This window comes from Sessilibacter corallicola, assembly GCF_021290925.1.
GTDB lineage: Bacteria > Pseudomonadota > Gammaproteobacteria > Pseudomonadales > Cellvibrionaceae > Sessilibacter > Sessilibacter corallicola.
On record NZ_JAJSLX010000002.1, the window covers coordinates 1,563,170 to 1,585,169 of the forward strand.

The 22,000-nt window shown below is 41.5% G+C and carries 23 protein-coding genes; 14 read left to right on the forward strand and 9 right to left on the reverse strand.

Going from position 1 to position 22,000, the window contains the following annotated elements:
• Position 1: 1 nt before the first annotated feature.
• Positions 2-1,366 carry a DASH family cryptochrome gene (locus LU361_RS14035; protein WP_233089462.1) on the reverse strand — a complete coding sequence of 455 codons (1,365 nt, stop codon included), beginning with the start codon at positions 1,364-1,366 and terminating at the stop codon, positions 2-4.
• Between the two features lie 66 nt (positions 1,367-1,432).
• Positions 1,433-3,001 (reverse strand): cryptochrome/photolyase family protein, encoded by a 1,569-nt coding sequence (locus LU361_RS14040; RefSeq protein ID WP_233089463.1) that lies wholly within the window; start codon positions 2,999-3,001, stop codon positions 1,433-1,435.
• Positions 3,002-3,333: 332 nt separating this feature from the next.
• On the opposite strand from LU361_RS14040, the gene LU361_RS14045 reads away from it, so the two are divergent.
• The 4 genes from LU361_RS14045 to LU361_RS14060 all read left to right on the forward strand — a co-directional run bounded on the left by LU361_RS14045 (position 3,334) and on the right by LU361_RS14060 (position 5,407).
• On the forward strand, positions 3,334-4,263 hold the full coding sequence (locus tag LU361_RS14045) for an N-acyl homoserine lactonase family protein (RefSeq protein WP_233089464.1): 930 nt from the start codon (positions 3,334-3,336) through the stop codon (positions 4,261-4,263).
• Positions 4,264-4,459: 196 nt separating this feature from the next.
• Positions 4,460-4,744 (forward strand): putative quinol monooxygenase, encoded by a 285-nt coding sequence (locus tag LU361_RS14050; RefSeq protein WP_233089465.1) that lies wholly within the window; start codon positions 4,460-4,462, stop codon positions 4,742-4,744.
• A 10-nt stretch (positions 4,745-4,754) separates the two neighbouring features.
• Positions 4,755-5,186, forward strand: coding sequence for a MarR family winged helix-turn-helix transcriptional regulator (locus LU361_RS14055; RefSeq protein ID WP_233089466.1), 432 nt, complete (start codon positions 4,755-4,757; stop codon positions 5,184-5,186).
• Positions 5,183-5,407: a DUF2798 domain-containing protein gene (locus LU361_RS14060; protein ID WP_353304455.1), complete on the forward strand. Its 225-nt coding sequence runs from the start codon at positions 5,183-5,185 to the stop codon at positions 5,405-5,407. Before LU361_RS14055 ends, LU361_RS14060 begins: the two co-directional genes overlap by 4 nt.
• A gap of 112 nt (positions 5,408-5,519) precedes the next feature.
• Here LU361_RS14060 and LU361_RS14065 read toward each other — a convergent pair whose 3' ends face one another.
• Positions 5,520-6,275, reverse strand: a complete 756-nt coding sequence (locus tag LU361_RS14065; RefSeq protein ID WP_233089468.1) for a helix-turn-helix domain-containing protein — start codon at positions 6,273-6,275, stop codon at positions 5,520-5,522.
• 144 nt (positions 6,276-6,419) lie between these two features.
• Between LU361_RS14065 and LU361_RS14070 the strand changes: the two genes are divergently transcribed.
• Positions 6,420-7,283 (forward strand): YncE family protein, encoded by an 864-nt coding sequence (locus LU361_RS14070; protein WP_233089469.1) that lies wholly within the window; start codon positions 6,420-6,422, stop codon positions 7,281-7,283.
• Positions 7,284-7,339: 56 nt separating this feature from the next.
• Here LU361_RS14070 and LU361_RS14075 read toward each other — a convergent pair whose 3' ends face one another.
• The 3 genes from LU361_RS14075 to LU361_RS14085 are packed head-to-tail and all read right to left on the reverse strand — an operon-like array spanning position 7,340 to position 9,039.
• Positions 7,340-8,032, reverse strand: a complete 693-nt coding sequence (locus LU361_RS14075) for an RNA polymerase sigma factor (RefSeq protein WP_233089470.1) — start codon at positions 8,030-8,032, stop codon at positions 7,340-7,342.
• Positions 8,033-8,042: 10 nt separating this feature from the next.
• Positions 8,043-8,426: a c-type cytochrome gene (locus LU361_RS14080; protein ID WP_233089471.1), complete on the reverse strand. Its 384-nt coding sequence runs from the start codon at positions 8,424-8,426 to the stop codon at positions 8,043-8,045.
• Between the two features lie 31 nt (positions 8,427-8,457).
• Positions 8,458-9,039 (reverse strand): ferritin-like domain-containing protein, encoded by a 582-nt coding sequence (locus LU361_RS14085; protein WP_233089472.1) that lies wholly within the window; start codon positions 9,037-9,039, stop codon positions 8,458-8,460.
• 230 nt (positions 9,040-9,269) lie between these two features.
• On the opposite strand from LU361_RS14085, the gene LU361_RS14090 reads away from it, so the two are divergent.
• From LU361_RS14090 to LU361_RS14115, 6 genes are all read left to right on the forward strand, one after another.
• Complete coding sequence (locus tag LU361_RS14090) at positions 9,270-10,232, forward strand: ribonuclease Z (protein WP_233089473.1); 963 nt, start codon at positions 9,270-9,272, stop codon at positions 10,230-10,232.
• A gap of 257 nt (positions 10,233-10,489) precedes the next feature.
• Positions 10,490-11,317: a phosphate ABC transporter substrate-binding protein gene (locus LU361_RS14095; RefSeq protein ID WP_434064671.1), complete on the forward strand. Its 828-nt coding sequence runs from the start codon at positions 10,490-10,492 to the stop codon at positions 11,315-11,317.
• A 31-nt stretch (positions 11,318-11,348) separates the two neighbouring features.
• On the forward strand, positions 11,349-12,236 hold the full coding sequence (pstC, locus tag LU361_RS14100; protein WP_233089475.1) for a phosphate ABC transporter permease subunit PstC: 888 nt from the start codon (positions 11,349-11,351) through the stop codon (positions 12,234-12,236).
• Positions 12,229-13,056 carry a phosphate ABC transporter permease PstA gene (gene pstA, locus LU361_RS14105; RefSeq protein WP_233089476.1) on the forward strand — a complete coding sequence of 276 codons (828 nt, stop codon included), beginning with the start codon at positions 12,229-12,231 and terminating at the stop codon, positions 13,054-13,056. The genes pstC and pstA overlap by 8 nt, the downstream gene beginning before the upstream one ends.
• Entirely contained in the window at positions 13,056-13,880 is an 825-nt protein-coding gene (locus LU361_RS14110; RefSeq protein ID WP_233089477.1) for a phosphate ABC transporter ATP-binding protein, read from the forward strand. The genes pstA and LU361_RS14110 overlap by 1 nt, the downstream gene beginning before the upstream one ends.
• Positions 13,881-14,004: 124 nt before the next feature.
• On the forward strand, positions 14,005-14,439 hold the full coding sequence (locus LU361_RS14115) for a hypothetical protein (RefSeq protein WP_233089478.1): 435 nt from the start codon (positions 14,005-14,007) through the stop codon (positions 14,437-14,439).
• 84 nt (positions 14,440-14,523) lie between these two features.
• On the opposite strand, the gene gshA is transcribed toward LU361_RS14115, so the two are convergent.
• Positions 14,524-16,146 (reverse strand): glutamate--cysteine ligase, encoded by a 1,623-nt coding sequence (gshA, locus tag LU361_RS14120; RefSeq protein ID WP_233089479.1) that lies wholly within the window; start codon positions 16,144-16,146, stop codon positions 14,524-14,526.
• An 816-nt stretch (positions 16,147-16,962) separates the two neighbouring features.
• Between gshA and LU361_RS14125 the strand changes: the two genes are divergently transcribed.
• On the forward strand, positions 16,963-17,235 hold the full coding sequence (locus LU361_RS14125; protein WP_233089480.1) for a hypothetical protein: 273 nt from the start codon (positions 16,963-16,965) through the stop codon (positions 17,233-17,235).
• Between the two features lie 72 nt (positions 17,236-17,307).
• Here the strand turns inward: LU361_RS14125 and LU361_RS14130 are convergent, their stop codons facing one another.
• A complete protein-coding gene (locus LU361_RS14130) occupies positions 17,308-17,919 on the reverse strand; it encodes a glutathione S-transferase family protein (protein ID WP_233089481.1) in 612 nt (203 codons plus the stop codon).
• A gap of 672 nt (positions 17,920-18,591) precedes the next feature.
• Here LU361_RS14130 and gorA point away from each other — a divergent pair.
• Both gorA and LU361_RS14140 read left to right on the forward strand, forming a co-directional pair.
• On the forward strand, positions 18,592-19,959 hold the full coding sequence (gorA, locus tag LU361_RS14135; protein WP_233089482.1) for a glutathione-disulfide reductase: 1,368 nt from the start codon (positions 18,592-18,594) through the stop codon (positions 19,957-19,959).
• Between the two features lie 55 nt (positions 19,960-20,014).
• Positions 20,015-20,908, forward strand: a complete 894-nt coding sequence (locus tag LU361_RS14140; RefSeq protein ID WP_233089483.1) for a sterol desaturase family protein — start codon at positions 20,015-20,017, stop codon at positions 20,906-20,908.
• A 12-nt stretch (positions 20,909-20,920) separates the two neighbouring features.
• Here LU361_RS14140 and LU361_RS14145 read toward each other — a convergent pair whose 3' ends face one another.
• On the reverse strand, positions 20,921-21,898 hold the full coding sequence (locus LU361_RS14145) for a DNA replication terminus site-binding protein (RefSeq protein ID WP_233089484.1): 978 nt from the start codon (positions 21,896-21,898) through the stop codon (positions 20,921-20,923).
• Between the last annotated feature and the right edge of the window lie 102 nt (positions 21,899-22,000).

A 22,000-nucleotide genomic window follows, 5' to 3' on the forward strand; every position in this document is an offset into this window, starting at 1 on the left:
ATCATATAGCTATTGTTAAAGAGTTTTGATTTAACCAGCGCCGAATAAATCGCTGCGCGGGATCGTACAACGCTTGTTGTTTTTGAATATTAAAATGCCGTTTACCTCTTGGGTCTGTTCCTACTCCGGCTAAATATTGCCAATTTCCCCAGTTTGAAGCGACATCATAGTCGATGAGTTGTTGTTCAAAATACGCCGCGCCGTATCGCCAATCCAAATTTAATTCATTGACAAAATAACTGGCCACCAACTGTCTTCCTCGATTCGACATAAATCCCGTTGCGTTAAGTTGATGCATTAAGGCGTTCACTAAAGGTTCTGCGGTATTGCCTTCACACCAAGATTGGAATGCCGTTGGCGAAAAATGCGATGTGATTTGAGTTTGTTTTATACCAGAGCTTTGAAAAAGGCGCGTTTTTGCTGACATTGCTAACCATTGGAAATATTCTCGCCACAATAATTCAAAGGCAATCCAATAGGTTGATTCGTTGGCTTTTACGTGAGCTTCAAAATTTTGGAGTTCGGTCAGTATTGTGTTAACCGACACACAACCTTGGGCCAACCATAAAGAAAACTTTGTTGAATTTTCCCAGCCGTCTAATTCATTTCTAACCTCTTTATACGTGGTTGGCTGAGATGTGCTGAAATAGTTTTTAAGGTGTTTTAACCCTTCGGTTTCTCCACCGGTAACGGGGTAGTAATTTTTGCTAGCATTAATGGCGGAAATAGAAGGATGCTCTGTTAACTCATTCAAGGTACTTGCAAAAGCCCGTGGCATCGCTTTTATTTTTGGTGTTTTCTGTAGGTTGTCGATGTAGCTTGTGCTTTCAACTTTTTTTCTAAATTTGGAAAAACTAACAGGAAAGTCGCCTAAATCAATAGGTAAATTCGTTTGAGAAAAAATTGTGTAGGTTGGTGCTTCAATAAATGATAGCGATGAATGCCGTTGCTTTAGCGATTTCCAGAATTGATTTTCGTGAACACCGATTTGCTGGCTGCGAAAGATCGCATCAATAGCATGTTGTGTCGTTAATTTGGCGATAACTTCTAACGGGTGGTCGTAATAAATAACCAAGTGTTGGCCGAGCTGTTCGAGTGATCGGTTTAAATCCATAAGTGATTGATAGAGAAATTGCCAGCGGTGCTCACCAATTGGCTTCAAACCATAGGTATTTTCAGTAAAAGCTTGTGGGGCAACAATATAAACACACAGCAGTTGTTCGGATGCTTCACAGGCTTGCTGTAACGCAAGATTATCATCAATGCGTAAGTCGTTAGTAAACAGATAGATACTTTTCCCATAGGCTTTGGTAGCCGATGGGTTTGGCTTATTTTGGTTTGCATCATTGATGTTTTGATCATTCATCGTCGATAGCTCCTGTCGAGTGCCTCTGTCAATAGCTTTTATCGAATAGTCTCTTTAATCTTGGTTTTACAGAGAACTTAAATTATCGATGCACCATTGTGCGCGTGCTAACGTGGCTTGTTGCGTTTCTGCGCCGAGTTTATTCCAGTTACGATATATCATTATATTTCTTGGGTTGTTTGCGAGCCGTGTTTGATGCTTATGCATAAAATTCCAGTACAAGCTGTTAAACGGACAGGAATTTTCCGAAGTTTTTTGTTTGATGTCGTAAAAACAGTGTTTGCAGTAATCGCTCATTTTATTGATGTAATTGCCGCTGGCAGAATAGGGTTTGGTCGCAACATAACCGCCATCGGCGAATAAACTCATGCCATGGGTGTTGGGCATTTCTACCCATTCAATCGCATCAATGTAAATGCCCAAATACCAGGCGTTGACTTCCTCTGGGCTAATACCGGTAAGTAGGCAAAAATTACCGGTCACCATAAGCCGTTGTATGTGATGTGCGTAGGCGTATTTTAGTGATTGGCCAATGGCTTGTTTCATACAGGCCATTTTCGTGCTGCCATCCCAAAAGTATTTGGGCAGTTTATTGTGTGCCGATAATTCATTGGTGTTTGGGTATTCAGGCATATTGATCCAATACACACAGCGAATGTATTCTCTCCACCCCAGAATTTGTCGAACAAATCCTTCTACTTGCGGCAAGGTAATCACCGTTGGTGCGCTGTGGTATGCCTGTATTGCCGCTGTGATAACTTCCATCGGGTGAATTTGTTTGGTATTCAACGAAAATGATAACCGAGAGTGATAAAGTGACCACTGAAATGGGTGATCTCCAATCATGGCATCTTGGAAACGGCCGAAGTTCGGCAAGCAATATTCACAAAAATAGTCGAGCAATTGCAACGATTGTGTTCGTGTTACCGGCCATAAGAGATAGGCGTCGTACTCGCCAAAATAGGGTATGTTATGGGCTTTAATTCGCTGAAAATACGCATCAACGGCAGTGCCAAACATCATCGGTTGCGGAATATGCGCTAAATCTTTGGTTTTTATTTTTTCTCTGTTTTGTGAATCGTAATTCCATTGCCCGCCTTCTGGGCTTTCGCTGTCCATAAGGATATCGAAACGCTTGCGCATTTTTCGATAAAAAGATTCCATGCGGTTATGCTGTTGTGGTTTAACGTAGGTGCGAATCTTTTCGAGGGGAATTAAAAAGTGCTCGCTGTTGGTTTCGTTTATCTGAGTCTCACCTAATGCTTGCGGTAACAATTTTCGCAACTGAGTGAGCAGGCGATATTCGTCCGGTTGTTGGTATTCCAATACATCAGCATTGGCACTGGCAGTGATAGTGGCTAGCAGCTCGATAATGGACGAAAAATGCTCGGTTTCGTCGAGGGTTAGATGTAATACCTGGTGTCCTTTGTGGGTTAGCTCTTGCGCAAAGCTTTCCATTGCTGAAAAAAAAGCACACAGCTTTTGAATATGGTGTTTTACGTACGTCGCTTCCTGTTTGAGTTCGGCAATAACGTACAAGACGGTTTCATCAATGGAATTGAACCAAGAGTGTTGACTGTTGAGTTGATCGCCCAAAATCAAGCGCACGGTACGGTAATTTTTATCGATCTTCATAACAGGCCAAAAGCTCAGTCAAATGAGGGCTATACGCAGCAACTTTGAAAACGTATCAACGGCTTATCGGATTTTTCGCACAGGCTTGATTGGGCAATTGGCACCAAGAGGGAAAAATAACGCTGATCAACGAAGGTATTTTGAGAGTATTTAGAATGAGTAACTTGTGATAAATACTATAGAGGGTTATGCAGAATGGGTGTTATAATTTTGAACGAATAATTTAAATATTCCAAAAAGTTTAAAAAAACTCATTCTTATATTTTTAAAATATTTCATTTAAAAACCCGATGAAGACTCATAATAAGAGACCTGTGAAAGTGAACATTCAAATGAAACGTGCTCGAAAGTTGCTAAAAGCGGCCGGTTTTTCAATGCTTTCTGCGGTCAGTGCCGCGGCATTGGCTGTCGAAAACACCGAGTTATTAACGGTGGATGCGGCGGTAAACAGTAAGGTGTTGGATGGTGTAGCATCTGGTTTAGGTAAAGGCGCAAAAGTTGATAGCCTTACAGTGTTTGAATGCGGCCGCGTGGAAGCACCCGATCGCTCTCACTGGTCTCCGGGTGTTGATGTTGGTGTTGCCCATAAAATGGTGGCGAGTTGTTACTTGATTCGCCATGGAGACAAGCTCATGGTTTGGGATACCGGGATTCCGGCACCAGTTGCTAAGCTTGAAAACGGATTGTCGATTGCCGGTGGTAAAATCAATTTGTTTTTAGACAAACCATTCCCGGCCTTGCTAAAAGAAAACGGTATATCACCGGCTTCTGTTGAGTACTTGGCAATGTCGCACATGCACGCTGACCATACCGGTAACGCAAATGCGTTTACCAACGCCAACTGGTTTATTCAAGAAGCCGAATACAACGCCGCCTTTGGTGAAGACGCTCCCAAATTTAATTTCCGCAAAGCCACTTACGCAAAGCTTGATCAAAGTAAAGTGGTTAAGCTCAATGGTCACCACGACGTATTCGGTGACGGGTCTGTGGTTATTATTCCAGCACCGGGCCACACACCGGGGCACCAAGTGTTGTACGTTAATTTAGAGTCTGGTCCGGTTATTTTATCGGGCGATTTATGGCATTTTGCCTCTAACTATCATTTTTCTCGTGTGCCTGGTTTCAATTACGACGTTAAGCAAACCCGAGCGAGCATGAAAATGATTGATGCATTAGCTGCGGTTTCTGGAGCTAAAATCATTCTCCAGCACGACCACGACGGCAACCAAAAAATTCCTCACGCGCCCAAATCTGTACGCTAACTAGCGAATCTTATTGATAAACAAGCGGTTGCTTTTAAGCTTGCAGCCGTTTGTTTGTCTTTATGTCTTGTTCTTTTTTCTCTTTCTCTTTTCGTGCTCAATCGTATGACGATTTAGTTTCGCTCAGAAACTATCCATTGATGGCGTTCAGCAATTTAGTTACCATGATAACTAAATTAAAGAGAGGAGAGTGTTTATGTTGTGCCTAGTTGCTTTTATCACCCCCAAACAAGAATTTTATCAAACGGCAAAGCAAGCCATTGTTGATATACTCGAAGTCACACGAGCAGAGGAAGGCTGCATTACTTTTTGGTTGCACGAAAACCAGGAAGAAAATCAACTGTGTTTGTACGAGCAATTCACGAGCCAAGAAGCGCTGGATGAACACTACGCCAAGCCTTACATTAAACCGGTGTTTGAGGCTTATGAAGCTTGGCTTGAAAAACCGGTTGAAATTACAAAGCTAAAATTATTGGGATAAACATCCGCCTATGTTTTTTTTGAAAGAGTTACCTGCCAGGGCGATGATTGAGAATTACAGTCGCCAATTTAAGGAACTCGATGTCGATAATGTTGAGAAGACGCTGATCACGTTGAGAAATGCGAGTTTATTGTTGCGTGAGTTGGAAGACTATTTTGCTCAGTACGGTTTATCGCAATTAAAATTTCTTATTCTTATCGTGATTGATCGAGAACTGGAGCGTACTTCTCTAACGTCGGCTGAAATTGCTGATAGAATTGACGTATCTAAACCGGTGTTGAGCAGAACCATCAATAAGCTGCTGGATGATGAACTACTTCTCGTAAAAGCAGATGATTGTGACGGTCGAGTTAAACATTTATCGCTTTCTAAGCAAGGGAAAAAAACCTTAAATACCCTGTTGCCTGACTACTATTTATTAATCAATCGATTCAACTTATGAAACATAGAATACTTTTTACTGTGCTTATGTCAGGTATGTTGTCATTCTTTATGACATTATGGATTACTTACATCAATATTGGTGTTGGCTCGGGTTTTGTGAGCAAGTGGTTGTTTGCTTTTTTATTAGCATGGCCGGCTGCGGGAATTATTTCTTTTGTGGTTTCGCCCATTGCGCAACGAATTACAGCGGCGATTCTCGGACCTGTTAACAGCCACTGAATCAATTAACTGTCATTAAATCAATTTAACTGCTAAACGTTTTTCGGTAATGCTCTTCGTTGCTATGGCAGAGTGGTATGACAAGAAACTATGGCTGGGCGATGTCCAGACATTATTCAATGTTTTTATCCAGCGGCCACTGGCCACAAATTTCAAACGGGGCCACCATTGATACCCACTTTACTGGATGTAATTTTTCTTTCGGAAGGAGAGACGCATCTTGGTAAGAGGCTTTGCGGTATTTTTTATCGAGCTTGGCAAAGTCCGTGTGTAAGGCATTGAGCGTATCGGTTGACATTAAGCGAAAGGAACTTGAAAACGTCGATCCGGTTTCGCCGTCGTGATCGCACACGTATTCAAGGAAAAAATGATTGCGCTGTCGAACCACTTCACCGAGTGGGCCATCCAACTGCATTAAAATTCTGCCTTCAATTAACAATCGAAACTGATTGTTTGCCGACAATTCAATAAACCCTTGTTTATCCAAATCGCGCAAATAGCGGAAGGTGGTAACTTCACTGAGTTCGTATCGACTTTTGATGGTTTCCAAGCTGTATTGCGCTGTCAGAAAAAACAGGAAAGAAAAATGAGACGGGTTGTCTCGCAAAAATTCTTCTTGTTGGTCGGTTAGCTTGGTTGCGGCTTCGTTGTGTTGGCGTGAAATATCAAGTAAGTCGTAGACAGAGATATTAATAGCGTCGCATAATTCATTGAGCCGACTTAACGAACAGTCTTTTTCTCGAAAGAGACGTTTAATGGTTTGCTCTGACACCCCAATGCGTTCAGCAACATCTTTGTAGGTAACACCGCGAGCTTTAAAAGCCTGCTTTAAGGCGAGGGTAATTTCAAAGTGGGCGACTTCCTGCATGCGATGCTCCTGCGTGGGTCATATCGTTAACCCTAAATTAGACATTAGGGTTAAAAATTTGTACCTTTTCAATATGAGCTAGTGAAATAGTTCATCGTAGTGTTACATAGGCTGTATCAATTCACAAGAACACGGGTACAAATTATGAAACTTCCTTTCTTATTCGGCGCGTTATTGGCTGCCAGTTCGGCACTGGCTGATCTTAAACCGGTTTGGCAGATCGACGGTTTCAAAATGCCGGAATCAGTGGTTTACGATGAGCAACGCAGTCAATACTACGTTTCTAATATTAACCAGGGCCCACTTGCCGTAGACAACAATGGTAGCATCGGCCTGATTGATAGCAATGGCAAAGCTCACACTTTGGAATGGGTGTCTGGTTTAAGTTCACCAAAAGGCTTGGCTTTAAAAGGTGATTACTTATATGCAGCCGACACCAAAGAACTTGTTGTTATTAATGTTGAAGAAGGCAAAATTACCGCGCGATTCCCAGCGCCAGAAGCCGTGGTATTAAATGGCTTAGCGTTCGATAAAAAAGGCACGCTTTACGTATCCGATTGGGCTGGAAACAAAATCTATAAACTCGAAGATAATGAGTTAAAAGTTTGGTTAAGTGGCAAAGAGCTTGAATCACCAAACGGCTTAGTTGTAAAAGGAAATCACTTGTACGTTGCTTCTTGGGGCCTTAATCCAGGTGCGGATTTCACCACCGACACCAGTGGTCTTCTCAAAAAAATCAGCCTAAAAACCGGCAAAATTGAAAACTTGCGTGAGAAGGGCAACGACGCTTGGATGAATCTTGATGGATTGCACCCAATCGACGGCGGCTGGTTAGCTACCGACTTTATGAAAGGTGAATTGTTGACTTTGGACGATAAAGGTTCGATTAAATCCAGTGAAAAATTAGCGCCTTCTGCGGCTGACTTTTTCTTGGTTGAAGGACAAGACTTGATTGTTGTTCCGTATTTGATGGCAAACAAAGTGGTTGCTTATAAATACGAGAAGTAATTTCGGCCAGGTTCGCTAGATCGCTTGCGCTCAATACTGCCATTGAGCGCCTTTTTCTAGCTTAATTTTTTATGCAGTTTTTCTAGCACATTTTTCACAATCAAATCACACCGCTCACCGGCAAATTCAAATACCGATAATTCGGCAGATTGCAAATGCGATTCAAAAATTTTCTGCAAATTTTTTCGGGCTCTAGAAAATCGTTTTTTTACCGTATCTTCGCTAATGTCTAAGGTAATTGCCGTTTCTGAGGTACTTAATTTTTGAATGGCGCGAAGAACGTATACACTGCGGTAGTGAAGCGGTAATTGATCGATTGCGTTTTCGAGTAGTTCGCGCAATTGTTGATTGGCGAGATAATTTAAAGGTTCGGGTTCGCAAGACTCCATATCAAATTCATACTCTGGGTCATCGAAATCGTAGGTGATGTATTTGGAACTGCGCAGACGACCTAAAGCCTCATTGGTTGCGATTCTCGACAACCAACTGCCAAACCCCGTCGGACCACGATATTGATCGAGCTGAAAATAGGCTTTGACGTAAGTTTCTTGAACAATGTCTAGGGCTTCTGTGTCGTCTTTTAAAATACTGCGTGCTATACGGAAAAGTCGTTGGTTGTAGCGCCGCATAATGTGTTCAAACGCATTTTTTTCGCCAGCTTGAGTTTGAATAATTAATTGCTCATCGCTGACCAGAGTGCTATTGGGTCTCAGTTTATTGATGGTTGAAACTAACGATTGTTTAATCATTGAGTTAGGCTCACTGGCACCGTGGGTTGTTGTTATCTAGAGTTTGTAGAAACCGTATTAACTCATGCCGTTGCTGTTTTTGGTTCATACCAATAAAACCCATACTGGTTCCGGGCACCATTTTTATGGGGTTCTTTAAAAATAAATCCAAAGAATCGAAATTCCAAATAATTCCTGAATTTTTTAAGGCCTCGGTATAGTCAAATCCTTTTGCCGTTGCCGCTTGTTTTCCGACAATATTGCAATGTTTTGGCCCTGTTCTGTGGTAGCTCGGTGAATGGCAGCCAGTGCACTGAACGTACAGTTGCTCACCGACGGAAACGTCCTTGTTTTCGCCAGCGATAGTGCTGTTCACCAAGGCTACTAAAGTGATCGCTAGGTATCGAGTGATCATAAAGTATCCGTTTAGAAGTGTCCGTCTAGCATTACGAGAAAAACGCGCCCGGAACCGGGTCTAATCCCAGAGCTTGTCGAAGAATAGCCCAGTGCATGGCTTCGTCTGCCAAAATACTGGCTGCGGCTTTTGCTAAATCGCCGTTATCAAACAATGGAATGGCCCCGACATAGGCACTGACTGCGCCGCGTTCTAATCCTGCGGCAAAGGTGAGTACATCCCGCTCATTGTTGAGTTGGTGCACCGGAAAATTGTACTGTTGTTTTGCGTCTGTTGGTTTGCCGCCGAGTTTTTTAACAGTGCTTGCTAATAAATCGATGTGTTCCTTGTGGTGACCTTGAAACTTAACAGCAACTTTTAATACACCGGGCGTTAATAAACCACTTTCGGCACCCACCTGGTAGGCGGCGACAGCTTCGTGTTCGGCTGAAAGTGCGGTATTTAAAATGCGAACGTCGGTTTCCAGTTGAAGGTTGGTTGCCGGTGTTTCAGCACATGCTGTATTCACGCCGCTCAGCAGAGCAATAGCCGCACCGGACAGTCCAATTTTCCCACCGGTTTCTAGAAATTGTCTTCTTCCTAAGGCGGTATTTTTTAAGTCTAGTTTTGTCATCTCGGTTCCCTCGTTTCAGTTCTCTTATCTGGGATTTAGCGCTCAGTTATAACGCTTGCTGTCTAAGTAGATGCGTGAGATGAAAAAAGGTGACAATACAATGGAATAAAATAAAGGTGAGCGTGGTTACTGGTTGAACAAGCTGTACGCCTGATACTATTTGAGGTTTTCTGCACTATAAAATGAACATTATTGATGCACAGGCAGGGCAGTTTAGGAGCTTTTAGATCATGGAAATACAATTTTTAGGCACATCTTCTGGTGTTCCAACAAATTCTAGGAACGTATCGGCAACGGCAGTCGTAAAAAGCAATAGCAGTGAATGGTGCTTGGTGGATTGCGGAGAAGCGACACAGCACCAAGTTTTGAAAACATCGTTGTCGCCACAAAAATTAGCGGCAATTTTTATTTCTCACATTCATGGCGACCACTGTTACGGGCTTCCGGGGTTGCTGGCGAGTGTGGGCATTGGTGGTCGAACCGAGCCCTTAATTATTGTCGCACCGGAAAAAATAAAGGAATGGTTTTTAGCAACGCAACAATTCACCGATTTGCATTTGCCGTATGACATTGTGTTTTATCACTCTGAAGATTTAGGCGAAGTTTGTGTTGGCGAGTTAACCGTTTCTATCACAGAATTGTCGCATCGAGTTCCATCTTACGCGTATGTTTTTACCGAAATTAAAAAAGCCAACAATATTGACCAAGAAAAATTAAATGCTGCCGGCATTCCACGCGGACCTTTGTGGGGAAAACTGCAATCGGGCGAAGACGTGATTTTTAACGGTCGTACCGTCAAGGCTGAAGATTTTATAAAACCCGCAAGTGCTGGTCGAAAAATAATTATTTGTGGTGATAACGACAATCCCGATTTACTTAAAAACGACATTGCAGATTGTCAATTATTAATTCACGAAGCTACTTATTCCAAAGAGTTTGCTGAGAAAGCAAAAATGTATGGTCACAGTTATGCTGAACAGGTGGCTAAATTTGCACACAAGAGCCAACTGCCCAATTTAATCTTGACCCATTTTAGTTCGAGGTACCAAATTGGTGCGGGTAATGCAAAATCCATAGATGAGCTAGAGCGTGAAGCGTTAAATGTGTATGAGGGTAGGTTATTTCTCGCCAGTGATTTACAGCGATTCTGTTTGAGTAATGCTGGAGAACTTAAAAAAATCGATAAAATCTAGATCAGAGGTTTGTGTAATTTAATATTTTAAATATATTAATAAATGAATGTTTGGCTTTTTATTCTGGGACAGACGCATCAAGAATAGATTGCCAATTTCGAATATTCATTTAGGCATATTTAAACAATATGTCACAAAAAAAATTATTACTTGAAAGTGAGGTTCAATAACACGGATAATTTTAGGTTGATTAAATGAATAGCCTTTACCGTTTTATTCCGTGAGTAGTATTGATGAGAGTGTCGTTTCGAAACCTATTGTCTCAAGCATCCCGTAAATTTTTAACCAAAAGCCTAACACTTACCGTAAGTATAGGCTTATCTGTTTTCAGTAATATTTCAATTGCCGGCGAACGTTTAACTTTAACCGGATCCAGCACAGTAGCTCCTTTGGCGTTAGAAATGGCAAAGCGCTATGAAAAAAATCATCCCGATGTTCGAATAAACGTGCAAACTGGAGGATCGTCCCGTGGCATCAACGATGCTCGTGTTGGTCTTTCTGATATCGGTATGGTATCGAGAGGTCTGAAAGACTCCGAAAAAGATTTAACACCCCATGTTATCGCGCTCGACGGAATCGGTATTATCGTTCATTCATCCAATACCGTAACTCAATTAACTCGCGATCAAATTGTTGATATTTACACCGGTAACATCAAAAATTGGCGTCAGGTAGGCGGTGATGATGTTGAAATCACTGTAGTCAATAAGGCAGAAGGGCGCTCAACCCTAGAGCTTTTCCTGCACTTTTTTAAACTAAAAAACAGTCAAATTAAACCTCAAGTGGTGATTGGTGATAACCAGCAGGGAATCAAAACCGTTTCTGGTAATCCCGGCGCAATTGGTTATGTATCGATTGGTACCGCGGAATTCGAACACAATCGAGGCACTGCCATTAAATTGTTGCCTATGGACGGTGAACAAGCATCGGTTGTTGGTGTCGCCAGTGGCGATTATCCGTTATCGCGTCCTCTTAATTTGGTGACCAAGGGCGAACTTAACGGTGTAACCGCAGATTTTATAAAATTCGTTCAGTCAGATGCTGTTTCCGATTTAATTGAAAATCAGTTTTTTGTAGCACCATAACGAAGTTTTCGAATCGGGTAGGATTTCTATTTTGCTTTCTAAAGCGTCATACACTCAATTGGGCAGCAAGCTTGATGTTGTGGTGTCTGTTGTACTCAGCGTGCTGTCCTTTTTGTGTGCGGCGCTGCTGTGTTTGATTTTATGGTTTTTGATTTCTGAATCGTGGACGTTAATTGCTTCTGGCCAGTGGCAACGCTTCTTTTTAGATGAAGGTTGGTACCCCCTTGAGGGCCTGTACGCAATGACGCCCATGATTGTTGCCTCGCTGGCACTGACCTTGGGGGCGGTGCTCATCGCGTTACCGATTGGCCTGGCTTGCGCAATCTATCTTGAATTCTATGCCCGTGGTTTACCGAAAAAAGCGTTTCGCTCATTGCTGAATCTTTTGGCTGGCATACCCTCGGTGGTGTTTGGGCTGTGGGGGTTAACCGAGCTGGTTCCCTTAATTGCTGCGATAAAAGCACCTGGAACCAGTGTCTTAGCCGGTGCCATCGTACTCTCGTTAATGATCCTGCCAACGGTCGCACTGACCAGCGCTGCGGCCTTGTCCGGAGTCAATCGCAATACACTTGCCGGTGCACACGCATTAGGCTTTACCCAAAAAACCATGATCATTGCCGTTGCTATTCCGTCTGCACGCAGTGGAATTATCAGCGGTGTGTTGTTGTCTACTGCCCGAGCCATTGGCGAAACCATGGTGGTATTAATGGTCGCGGGCAATGTTGTTCAGATGCCCGATAGCTTATTTGCTCCTGTGCGTGCGTTAACCTCTAACATTGCGTTAGAAATGGCGTACGCGCTCGGTGATCATCGCGCCAGCTTGTACGCATCCGGTTTGTTGTTAACGCTCATTGTTTGGCTCTTGGCTTATCTGGCGTCGTATCTAAACGAAAAGTCGAGAGTGTTTGCCCGTGTCTGATCGAATATTTAGCTTCAGCATTTATTGCATCTCGCTTATTGTCGTTGCCGCGTTTGTTTGGATCATCAGTGATGTTGTTCTCAAAGGTTACTCTCTGGTGTCGTGGGACTTTATTGTTTCAGAACCCGAAGACGCTGGCCGCGGCGGTGGAATTGCGCCGATTCTTGTGTCGACGCTGTGGGTATTGCTGATTGCATTGGTCATTGCGTTACCCCTTGGCATAGCGACTGCAATCTGGTTAGCGGAATTTTCTCGAAGTAATACCGGTGCGGTGCACATTGGTACGGCACTGGATGTGTTGGCAGGTGTTCCGTCCATTGTTTACGGACTGTTTGGCAACGCCTTTTTCTGTATTTATCTCGGCTTGGGTTATTCGATTTTATCGGGCGGTTTAACACTGGCGTGCATGATTTTACCGGTGTTTATTCGAACCTGTGAGTCGGGTATTCGTGCGGTAAATTCCGATTGGCGCTTAGGCGGAATCGCCTTGGGTATGCGCCGCTCGGTGGTGGTGTGGAAAATTTTATTGCCAGCAGCAAAACCGGCCATTATTGCGGGCCTTGTGCTTTCCATTGGGCGTGCCACGGCTGAAACCGCTGCGCTTATTTTCACCAGCGGTTACGTGGATCGGATGCCAGAATCCATGTTTGATTCTGCGCGGGTGTTGGCGGTTCATATTTACGATTTAACCATGAATGTAACCGGCGGTGATCAAGCAGCGTATGGATCTGCGCTTATTTTAATTGTCTTAATTATTGTTTTGAACGCCTTGGCTCAGAGTTTGTTGGACTCTTGGTTTAGACGAAGTGAGTATTCATAATGACTGTTGCTGAAGTAATCGATTCTGTTATTGATAATGACGTTGCAATTTCGCCGACATCATTGCATATGGATATTCGCGATTTATCCATTTATTACGGAGAAAAATTGGCCGTTGGCGGTATTTCTCTGCCTTTGCGTCGCGGCAAAATCACGGCGTTAATTGGACCTTCAGGCTGTGGGAAAACCAGTTTTCTAACCACACTCAATCAACTCTCAAGCTTAAATTCTGATGTTCGAGTCGATGGTGATATCTTTTTTGATGGCGAAAACCTCGTTAAAGACTCCATCGATTTTCTTACCTTGCGTCGCAGAATCGGCATGATTTTTCAAAAGCCGAACCCATTTCCACTGTCTATTTTTCGCAACTTAGATTTACCGTTAAAAGAGCACGGTGTTAAATCTCGTGCCCTGAGACAAGAAAAAATCGAAAAAGCATTGCAAGATGTGGGCTTGTGGGAAGAGGTTAAAACTCGCCTAAATACCCCGGCATTGGCGCTTTCTGGCGGTCAACAACAGCGACTCTGCATTGCCAGAGCGTTAATTTTAGAGCCAGAGATACTGCTTATGGATGAGCCTTGCAGTGCGTTAGATCCGATCTCGTCTGGTGTTGTTGAAGATTTAATCATGAGATTGCGGGAAGATTATACGGTTGTGATCGTTACTCATAACCTAGCGCAAGCAAAGCGTATTTCTGATTTTACTGCGTTTTTCTGGACGGAAAATAACGCCGGTAAAATGATCGAATTTGGCGACAGCCAATGTTTGTTTCAGTCGCCGAAAAATGCTTTAACCTCCGCGTACATTTCTGGCACAAAAGGTTAATTTCAAAGCGCAATAAAAATGCATCAATAAACAGTAAGCTGGGTGAGATTCTCATTGAATAATCAGCACTAATTGCAACGGGCAGTATTTTACTACGGTGTGGTTATAATTTAGGCTGAAATTTATGAATGACGTGTATAAATCACCAGAGAGCAATTTAGAAGTCGATGAGTATCAGTCGTTGGTGATTAAATTGCTGAAAGAACAGAGTATTATTCTTGCGCTGTTATCTGCTCTGTTTGGTACTGTTGCGATGTTAGTCGCGTTATCGCTGGCTCCAGGAATTGTTCCTCTGTATGTCTTTGTACTGCCTGGGCTTGTTTCTGGAATATTAATCAAACTGTTGGGGCGTCCCATTAAGCTGGTTTACCGGTTTGTACCTAGCTTAATCTGCGGAGTGATTGTCTTAGTTTGGTTTAGCCTAGACGGCGTTACGATCCACACCGTGTTACTTCCGTTTTTAAATATTTTGGCTTGCTTGGCGATTTCGAGACGTAATTTAAATTACGAAGAAGAAAAAGCGATTTATAAATACAAACACGGTTTGATCAAACTGTAACTGTTGTTTTGCCTTGTTCTGTCTCATTCATAGCTAAATTAACAGTATTTGTTGTATGCGCTCTTGTAAGAGCGGTTGTATGAGTTATTGAAGGTTGCGATTAGAATCCAATAATTGGGTATAGCGTAAGTAGTACTCCCTCAAATAATCTTCAAAATTAATTTCCACTTTCGATTCTGCGTATTGTTGCTGTTGAACAGATTGTTCAACAGTGCTTTTGTATAAGCACGCGTTATTCAATTTTTTTGCCTCAAAATAAAACTTGTATTGATTGGATAGATTCATCGAAAATTCTGAAAATTCCAATTTTTGTTGTTTTAATGTCGATAGAATTTCTGCCGATGGCGTGAGTGTTGGATCTTTTATTTTTTCGTATTCTTTTTCTACGCTGTGCGAATAGGTTGTGTTTTTGGTCTTTGATGCAGTTTTATTGTGCTCGGCATCATCCAGTAGTTGGGCTGTTAATTGTAAGTCGTTGAACAGAGAATTCGACCAAGACTGCAAAGGCGTATATTGCCCATTTTTTATCAGTTCTAGATTTTTATCGCGGCCGTTGTAGGCGACAATTTGCTGGTTTTTTCTGATGTCTTGTATATCTTGCTGAGTTAAAGCGGGGCTGTCAGTTAATAGGCAATACAACAAGAAGGTATCTAAAAACTGAATTTGCTGATGAGTTATTCCGTTTGGGGTAAATGGATTTAAGTCGAGACATCGGATTTCTACGTATTCAATGCCTCGCTCGGCAAGCGCAGACAAGCCATTTTCACCTTTTTGGGTGGTCCGCTTTGGTCGGACGACACTGTAAAATTCATTTTCAATTTGTAATAAATTTTGGTTGAGCTGCTGGTAATGGCCGTCTGAATTTTTAAGGCCATTATTTGTATAACGACTGTGTGGTTGGGTTATTGCAGAGCATAGCGTGCGAATGTAGTTTTCTAAACAATTATAAGTCATTAACAAATTGTCTTGCGCGTTACTTTTAAACCCTAAGTCACTCATTCTTAAAGACGTAGCGTGTGGAGAATACAGTGTGTTTTCACAGCCCTCTAAATCTTGTAAGTCGTGTTGTTTTCCGTCAAGAAAGTTTTTCGACGTGCAAGGTGACGCGCCAAACAAATACAACAATAACCAATAATTGCGTAAAAAATTCCTAATGAGTTTTAAGTAACCATCGGTTTTGAAATCTTTGAATGATAACTGGCTATTCGCATCTTTATATAAAAATTGCCACAGTTCATCAGAAACCGAGAAGTTATAATGCAATCCGGCAATTGTTAAAAAGCGACCGTAACGATTACCAAGGCCAACTCGATAAATCGATTTAAGTTTACCGATATTTGATGATCCGTATTTTGCCGCGGGAATATGCGCATCGGGCACCAATTCGCAAGGCATACTGACCGGCCATAACTGCTCAGTAGGTAAATTGTGTGTGCTGAATATATGCAATTCTTCTAACTGCGTTAATACTTTTACGGGATCGGTATTGGGTTCCGTAATAAATTCAACCATCGACTCACAGTAATCCGTGGTGATATTTGGGTGTGTTAGTGGTGACCCAAAAAGCGATGGGTGAGGTGTGGTTGCCAATTTGCCATTGGGTGTGATTCGTAAACTCTCTTTTTCAATGCCTCGGGTAATTTGGTGAATACCTGCATGATTGTGTGTTCGGGAGATGTCGTTGAGAATATTTCGTAGGCGCAACAATGTGAAAGTCCTTGTTTTTATGCTTAGCGAAAAAGAAATTTACGAGGCTTAATTATTTTTAAAAGATGCATGCCAAAATTTTTATGGACATTAAGTGCTCTTAATTATTGGGCCTGGATTTTACCGAATCAGTGAGTAAGTGAAAGAAACATTTTTAATGAAAACCCGTGTAATGGCATATGAATGGTTCTATAGTGTAAAATTTTTCCTTATTTTTATTGGTTGTAAAGTAATCACTTTGTCGCGAAAAACATTTTTTATTGAACTTATTGTTGTTATTTCTGTTTGTTGGCGTGCTTATTTAATTATTTTAATTAAAAAGTAATCAATTTTATCTATTAATCTTTTGGTATTGGCAAATTGTAAATTTCTCAATTATTACTGAATTTATTGTGTATCCCATCTAATTATTGGTAAGTAAATATTATCAATAGATATTTTGTGTGTTTTATAAGGTTAATTTAACCGATAAAGCCGTTCTTATTAGTGCACTCTTTTTCGAAGCATTCTATTTCAACAGATCTGATTTCAGCACGCTTAATTTTTTACAACTCCGGCCTGCGTTTTGTGTGGGTTATTTTTCTCGATAACTGAGAGGTTATTTGTTGGAAGTTTTACCCGAGCAGTTCTGGAAAACTGCATATTGGGCGAAAATGAATGATCTTGAGGTTAATCAGAGGCGCCTATATTAGAATTTCATAGTAACATTGTGTGTTTTTTGTAAAATCGGTAGAGTGTGTGAATGTTTTGATTGGTCAATTGTATCGATAATGAGTCCATTGAAATTCTGAGACTCAGTAATAAAGGATTTACGGTATGAAAGTATCAAACTATTCACATTTAAATGAAATCCCATTTGTGGCCAAAGAAAGTCGAGTTCGAGCATCAAAGAAAGTAGAGAAAGTAAACGCGACTACTTATACAAAAACACAAACCTATAAAGCCGTTGACCAACATTCTCATTCAATCACCGCTCACTTTGATCAGAGAGAGGGCTCCGATCGCAGAAAAAGCCAACGCTGGTGTTTACTGGATACACGCAGTGGCGGTGACCGCCGTCGCGGCCACAGCGTTGCTATTGAAATCTAAAAATACCTGAAGGTTTCCGAATTGATTCAGGAGTTATTAAAATATCGTATGAGTACTCTCGGTATTTAACTGTTATAAAACCGAGTATTCGATATTTTCTACTGAAATCGCTTTTGCGAAAGAAGGGTATTGCATCATCTTCACGCAGTAGCTAAGAAAATTACTGCCGTAATTAATTTTTACCGGGAAAAAACGACTCCAGTTTGCGTAAACCGGCAGCAAAAAATCTGCGACGGTTGGTTCGTCACCGCAAATAAACGCTTTTCCTTCCAATTGTTTATTCACAATTTGCCACATGTCTGAAATGGTTTCAGCTTGCGCCTGAAATAATTCTATTTTCAGTTTTTCATCTTTAACGTTATTGGCAATAAAAAACATTTTTCCGTAAGCCGGATGAATGCTGGCGTTTGCCATCATTAACCATTGCAAGGCTTCGGTTCGTTCAGGTCTGGATGTTGGCAATAAATTGGAATCGTGTTTTTCAATTAAATGCAAAGCGATAGCAGCCCCTTCTCTGATGATCATTCCGTCATCTTCCAACGTTGGTACTCCACCTGTTGGATTTATTTCCAGATAGTTGGGAATATCTCCATAAAATTTTAGGGTGTATTTTTGTTTGAGTTCCACAAGCAAAGCGTGAATCCCAAATGAAGAACCGCCGGGCATGTAATAAAGGGTATACATAAATCTTCCTTCATTTATTAAATATTATTATTGCGTTTGTTTGTTAATTAAACAAATCAGTAGGATAGGTCGGAATCACTAGGTTAATTGGCAACTAGAATAATCTGAAATACCGTAATGTTCTAAAAATTAGATTAATGGTGACGCAATCATTGATAAAAGCGATTTAATCGAGCTTTTTTATACACTCAAGTTTGTAGTAGCTGAACATTTTTGTCTAAAAAGTATACTTTGATGTGTCTCAAACGGATCAATCGGGCTATCTTGAAGTCCTACATACCAAATGGTAGGGTAATGCGCTGGTATTGTTGCTATCTAATTTAGGGTTTTTGAAAATAATGAGTGAGTGATCTGAACGCTGAATAAGGTTTTGTGAAGGGTAAACTTTAACGTTAAGCTCTAACGTAAAGTTGCTTACGTATTGAAGTGTTCAGAATTTATAATATTCATCATAAAATTTATTTTTAATCCCGCGCTTGGCGACGAACTTTTACGACAAAATGATTTCTCATGAAGCCATTGCCACAGTTTGAACGCAGTAAGCGAACCTAAAGCGCAAGAACACAGCTACATTTAGATTGATGAATCTTGTGAAGCGATAAAAATTAGATCTAATAGCGACGGTTGTTACAGGCTATTAGTGAATCAACAGATACCGAATTGGAGTAGTTTATGTCCACCTATGATTATGACTTATTTGTAATTGGCGCCGGCTCAGGCGGTGTTCGTGCTAGCCGTATGGCGGCTGCAAAGGGAATCAAAGTTGCCGTTGCTGAAGACATGTTTATGGGTGGAACCTGTGTGAACGTGGGTTGCGTGCCTAAAAAGTTGTTCGTTTATGGTTCGCATATTGGTGAAGATATTGAAGTTGGCGAAACCTTCGGCTGGAATGTAGAAAAACAAACATTCGATTGGCCTACGCTTCGCGACAACAAAACTCGCGAAATTGAGCGTCTTAACGGCATTTATGATTCCATGCTGGCGAAGGCGGGTGTTGAAGTGATCAATGGTCGAGCAACTGTGGTTGATCCACATACCGTTGAAGTTGACGGTAAACAGTTTAGCGCAGAAAAAATTCTTGTCGCTGTAGGCGGCTGGCCATTTGTTCCTGAATTTCCAGGTTCAGAACACGCCATCACGTCTAACGAAGCATTCTACTTAGAAGAATTTCCAAAGCGTGTCATTGTTGTTGGCGGTGGATACATCGCGGTGGAATTCGCAGGTATTTTCAACGGTTTAGGTGCGCAAACAGAACTGGTTTATCGTGGTCCTTTATTTTTACGAGGCTTTGACCAAGAAGTTCGTGAATTTTTAGCTGAACAAGTGGCAGTTAAAGGCATTAACTTACGATTTGACAGCGACATCGCAGAAATCAAAAAGCAAGATAACGGTGAATTACTGGTTACCTTTAAAGACGGTACAACCACCACCACTGACTTGGTTATGTACGCAACAGGTCGCAAGCCAAAAACTCAAAACCTTGGTTTGGAAAATACCCAGGTGCAATTGGCTAAAAACGGCGCAATTGTTGTTAACGACGATTTTCAAACTCATGAACCCTCCATTTATGCGTTGGGTGATGTGATTGATCGTGTTGCACTAACCCCGATTGCGTTGGGTGAAGCGATGGTACTTGTCGATATCTTATACGGTGACGGCAAACGCCAAATCAGTTACGACGATATTCCGACGGCTGTTTTCTCTCAACCTAATGTCGGCACCGTTGGTTTAACTCAAGAACAAGCCGTTGAAAAATACAACGAAGTTCACGTGTATCGCTCCAGCTTTAAACCCATGAAACTGACATTGGGTGAAACTCAAGAACGTATTCTCATGAAATTATTGGTTGATGGTGAAACCGATAAAGTGATTGGTGCGCATATGGTTGGCCCTGAAGCGGGTGAAATGGTACAGCTAATTGGTGTAGCGATTAAAGCCGGTGTCACCAAAGCGCATTTTGACAGCACCATTGGTGTTCACCCAACCGCGGCAGAAGAGTGGGTGACTATGCGTGATGTCAGTGAAGTAATTAAAAAATAAATCGTTGCCTTAATGAAAACTTAAATGAATTTAAGGCGTTTTACGGAGAAATACTATGGTTTGGTCAGAATTAGTGACTAATCACGAAGCCACGATTCGTTTAAGTTTTTTTATCGGTATTTTATGCGTTATGGGGCTATGGGAATTATTAGCCCCAGCACGTAAACCCGTCATTGCCAAAGCTACACGTTGGTTTAATAACCTAGGCTTAGTTGTTCTCGATACCATCTTGCTCCGCTTTCTATTTCCTGCGGCAGCTGTGGGTCTTGCGGTAATAGCGCAAGAGCAAAATGCCGGTCTTCTCAATAACGTCGAATTACCTCTGATCGCGACAACTTTAATTGCTATTGTGTTGTTGGATTTGGTTATTTATCTACAACACGTAATGTTTCACGCGTTGCCGATTTTATGGCGTTTACATCAAGTTCATCACGCTGATTTAGATTACGACGTTACCACCGGTACGCGTTTTCATCCCATTGAAATTGTGATTTCAATGTTTGTTAAAGCCGGTGCTATTTTCTTAATTGGTCCACCGGTAGTGGCCGTTATTCTGTTTGAAATTGTATTAAATGCCTGTGCGATGTTTAATCACGGTAACGTAAGATTGCCGTTGTGGCTCGATAAAATCATACGAGTAATTATAGTCACGCCAGACATGCATCGAGTGCATCATTCTACGATTATCAACGAAGCTAACAGCAATTTTGGTTTTAGCTTATCCATTTGGGATAAGTTATTTGGAACCTATCGCGCGCAGCCAAAATTGGGTCACGATGATATGGAAATAGGCGTGAGTTACGCCAAAGACCCAAAACAAGTGACTTGGATTTCTGGTTTACTAACCATGCCTTTCCGTTCTAATAAAGGCAATTATGACCTGAGTCATCGTAAAGTAGAAAAGTCCGTTTCTAATAAAACGAATACGGAATCGCGTGCTACTTCCTAGGCGCGTGCAATTTTATAAGTATCGATGCAAATGAAGGGCGTTGATAATAGGATCTAATTCGATTTTACGATCACTTCGAGCAAGACGATGCGATGGCTGGTTTTCAACCGGCCATTTTATTCTTGGTAATTTCCCATCCTGAGATAACACGATTGTTGAGGTGACGACGGTTTTACGCTTAGTTTCGTACGCTTGCTCGTTATTTTGATCTGAGGCTACTTTTTCTTTCCAAACCAAATTTGCTCGCAACTGTGAATTGATCGGCTTGATGTAGGCCAGAGGTTTATTAGGATCTTCTTTATACAACTGATTCAATACAGCATCACGAGTAAATTCATTTTCCAGTTTTAGGGCCATTGCAATGGCTTCATCTAAACTGACTCGCGTAATTTCTTTGTGTTGTGACATCCAAGTCCAGCTGATGGATTGCAGATTTTTTGGCAATATCTGTATTTTTCGATAACACGCAATGAAATCCAAATTTGGTGCTTGCAAGTCTTTTAATTGCTTTAACGCGGCTGGGGTAACGTTAGGCTCTTTCACTAATATCTGATCAATGATCCGTCCGATTTTAGTTTTTTTAAGTCCGGATAAATTTTTTACTTCTCGAATAGCGTCTCTAAAGTTGTCTTTCGCGAGATTAAACTGAATTGCGCAATCTATGACTTGTTCTGTAGTAACGACAATGCCCGAACGTATTCTTTGTGACGGTTCTTTGTTGTCGGTTATTTTACTGGTTGTTTTGTTAATTGCCTTATCGAGTGTTTTATCGACGGTATTCGCTGGCGAAGATGAGAGTGTTGTTGCTGATAATATCGATGCAATCAATCGTTTTTCTTGGGCATCAACATTTCCACCCTTGGGAGGAAGCCAATGGGGAAGGGCGTAATTGTCATCGCTGTGGAATGCTTGAAGAAAACGCTCTTTACAACGCTTTAATTCTGTAAAGGTTTCGATAGCGGTATTTAATATGTGTTGGGAATCTTGCATATAGTATGGTTTCGATTCAATGCGTAAATTATTGTTTTATTCGCAGCAAAAACAATTCTGTCATCTTGTGATAAATATTACGTCGTTGCTCTGTCAATTTTT

Coding starts and splice junctions, on each gene's coding strand:
- LU361_RS14060 (WP_353304455.1), top strand. CDS start 5,183: ATGAAACATAGAATACTTTTTACTGTGCTTATGTCAGGTATGTTGTCA.
- LU361_RS14035 (WP_233089462.1), bottom strand. CDS start 1,366: ATGAATGATCAAAACATCAATGATGCAAACCAAAATAAGCCAAACCCA.
- gorA (WP_233089482.1), top strand. CDS start 18,592: ATGTCCACCTATGATTATGACTTATTTGTAATTGGCGCCGGCTCAGGC.
- LU361_RS14055 (WP_233089466.1), top strand. CDS start 4,755: ATGTTTTTTTTGAAAGAGTTACCTGCCAGGGCGATGATTGAGAATTAC.
- LU361_RS14075 (WP_233089470.1), bottom strand. CDS start 8,032: ATGATTAAACAATCGTTAGTTTCAACCATCAATAAACTGAGACCCAAT.
- LU361_RS14090 (WP_233089473.1), top strand. CDS start 9,270: ATGGAAATACAATTTTTAGGCACATCTTCTGGTGTTCCAACAAATTCT.
- LU361_RS14045 (WP_233089464.1), top strand. CDS start 3,334: ATGAAACGTGCTCGAAAGTTGCTAAAAGCGGCCGGTTTTTCAATGCTT.
- LU361_RS14140 (WP_233089483.1), top strand. CDS start 20,015: ATGGTTTGGTCAGAATTAGTGACTAATCACGAAGCCACGATTCGTTTA.
- LU361_RS14080 (WP_233089471.1), bottom strand. CDS start 8,426: ATGATCACTCGATACCTAGCGATCACTTTAGTAGCCTTGGTGAACAGC.
- LU361_RS14115 (WP_233089478.1), top strand. CDS start 14,005: ATGAATGACGTGTATAAATCACCAGAGAGCAATTTAGAAGTCGATGAG.
- LU361_RS14050 (WP_233089465.1), top strand. CDS start 4,460: ATGTTGTGCCTAGTTGCTTTTATCACCCCCAAACAAGAATTTTATCAA.
- LU361_RS14110 (WP_233089477.1), top strand. CDS start 13,056: ATGACTGTTGCTGAAGTAATCGATTCTGTTATTGATAATGACGTTGCA.
- LU361_RS14125 (WP_233089480.1), top strand. CDS start 16,963: ATGAAAGTATCAAACTATTCACATTTAAATGAAATCCCATTTGTGGCC.
- LU361_RS14070 (WP_233089469.1), top strand. CDS start 6,420: ATGAAACTTCCTTTCTTATTCGGCGCGTTATTGGCTGCCAGTTCGGCA.
- LU361_RS14130 (WP_233089481.1), bottom strand. CDS start 17,919: ATGTATACCCTTTATTACATGCCCGGCGGTTCTTCATTTGGGATTCAC.
- LU361_RS14085 (WP_233089472.1), bottom strand. CDS start 9,039: ATGACAAAACTAGACTTAAAAAATACCGCCTTAGGAAGAAGACAATTT.
- LU361_RS14065 (WP_233089468.1), bottom strand. CDS start 6,275: ATGCAGGAAGTCGCCCACTTTGAAATTACCCTCGCCTTAAAGCAGGCT.
- LU361_RS14040 (WP_233089463.1), bottom strand. CDS start 3,001: ATGAAGATCGATAAAAATTACCGTACCGTGCGCTTGATTTTGGGCGAT.
- LU361_RS14145 (WP_233089484.1), bottom strand. CDS start 21,898: ATGCAAGATTCCCAACACATATTAAATACCGCTATCGAAACCTTTACA.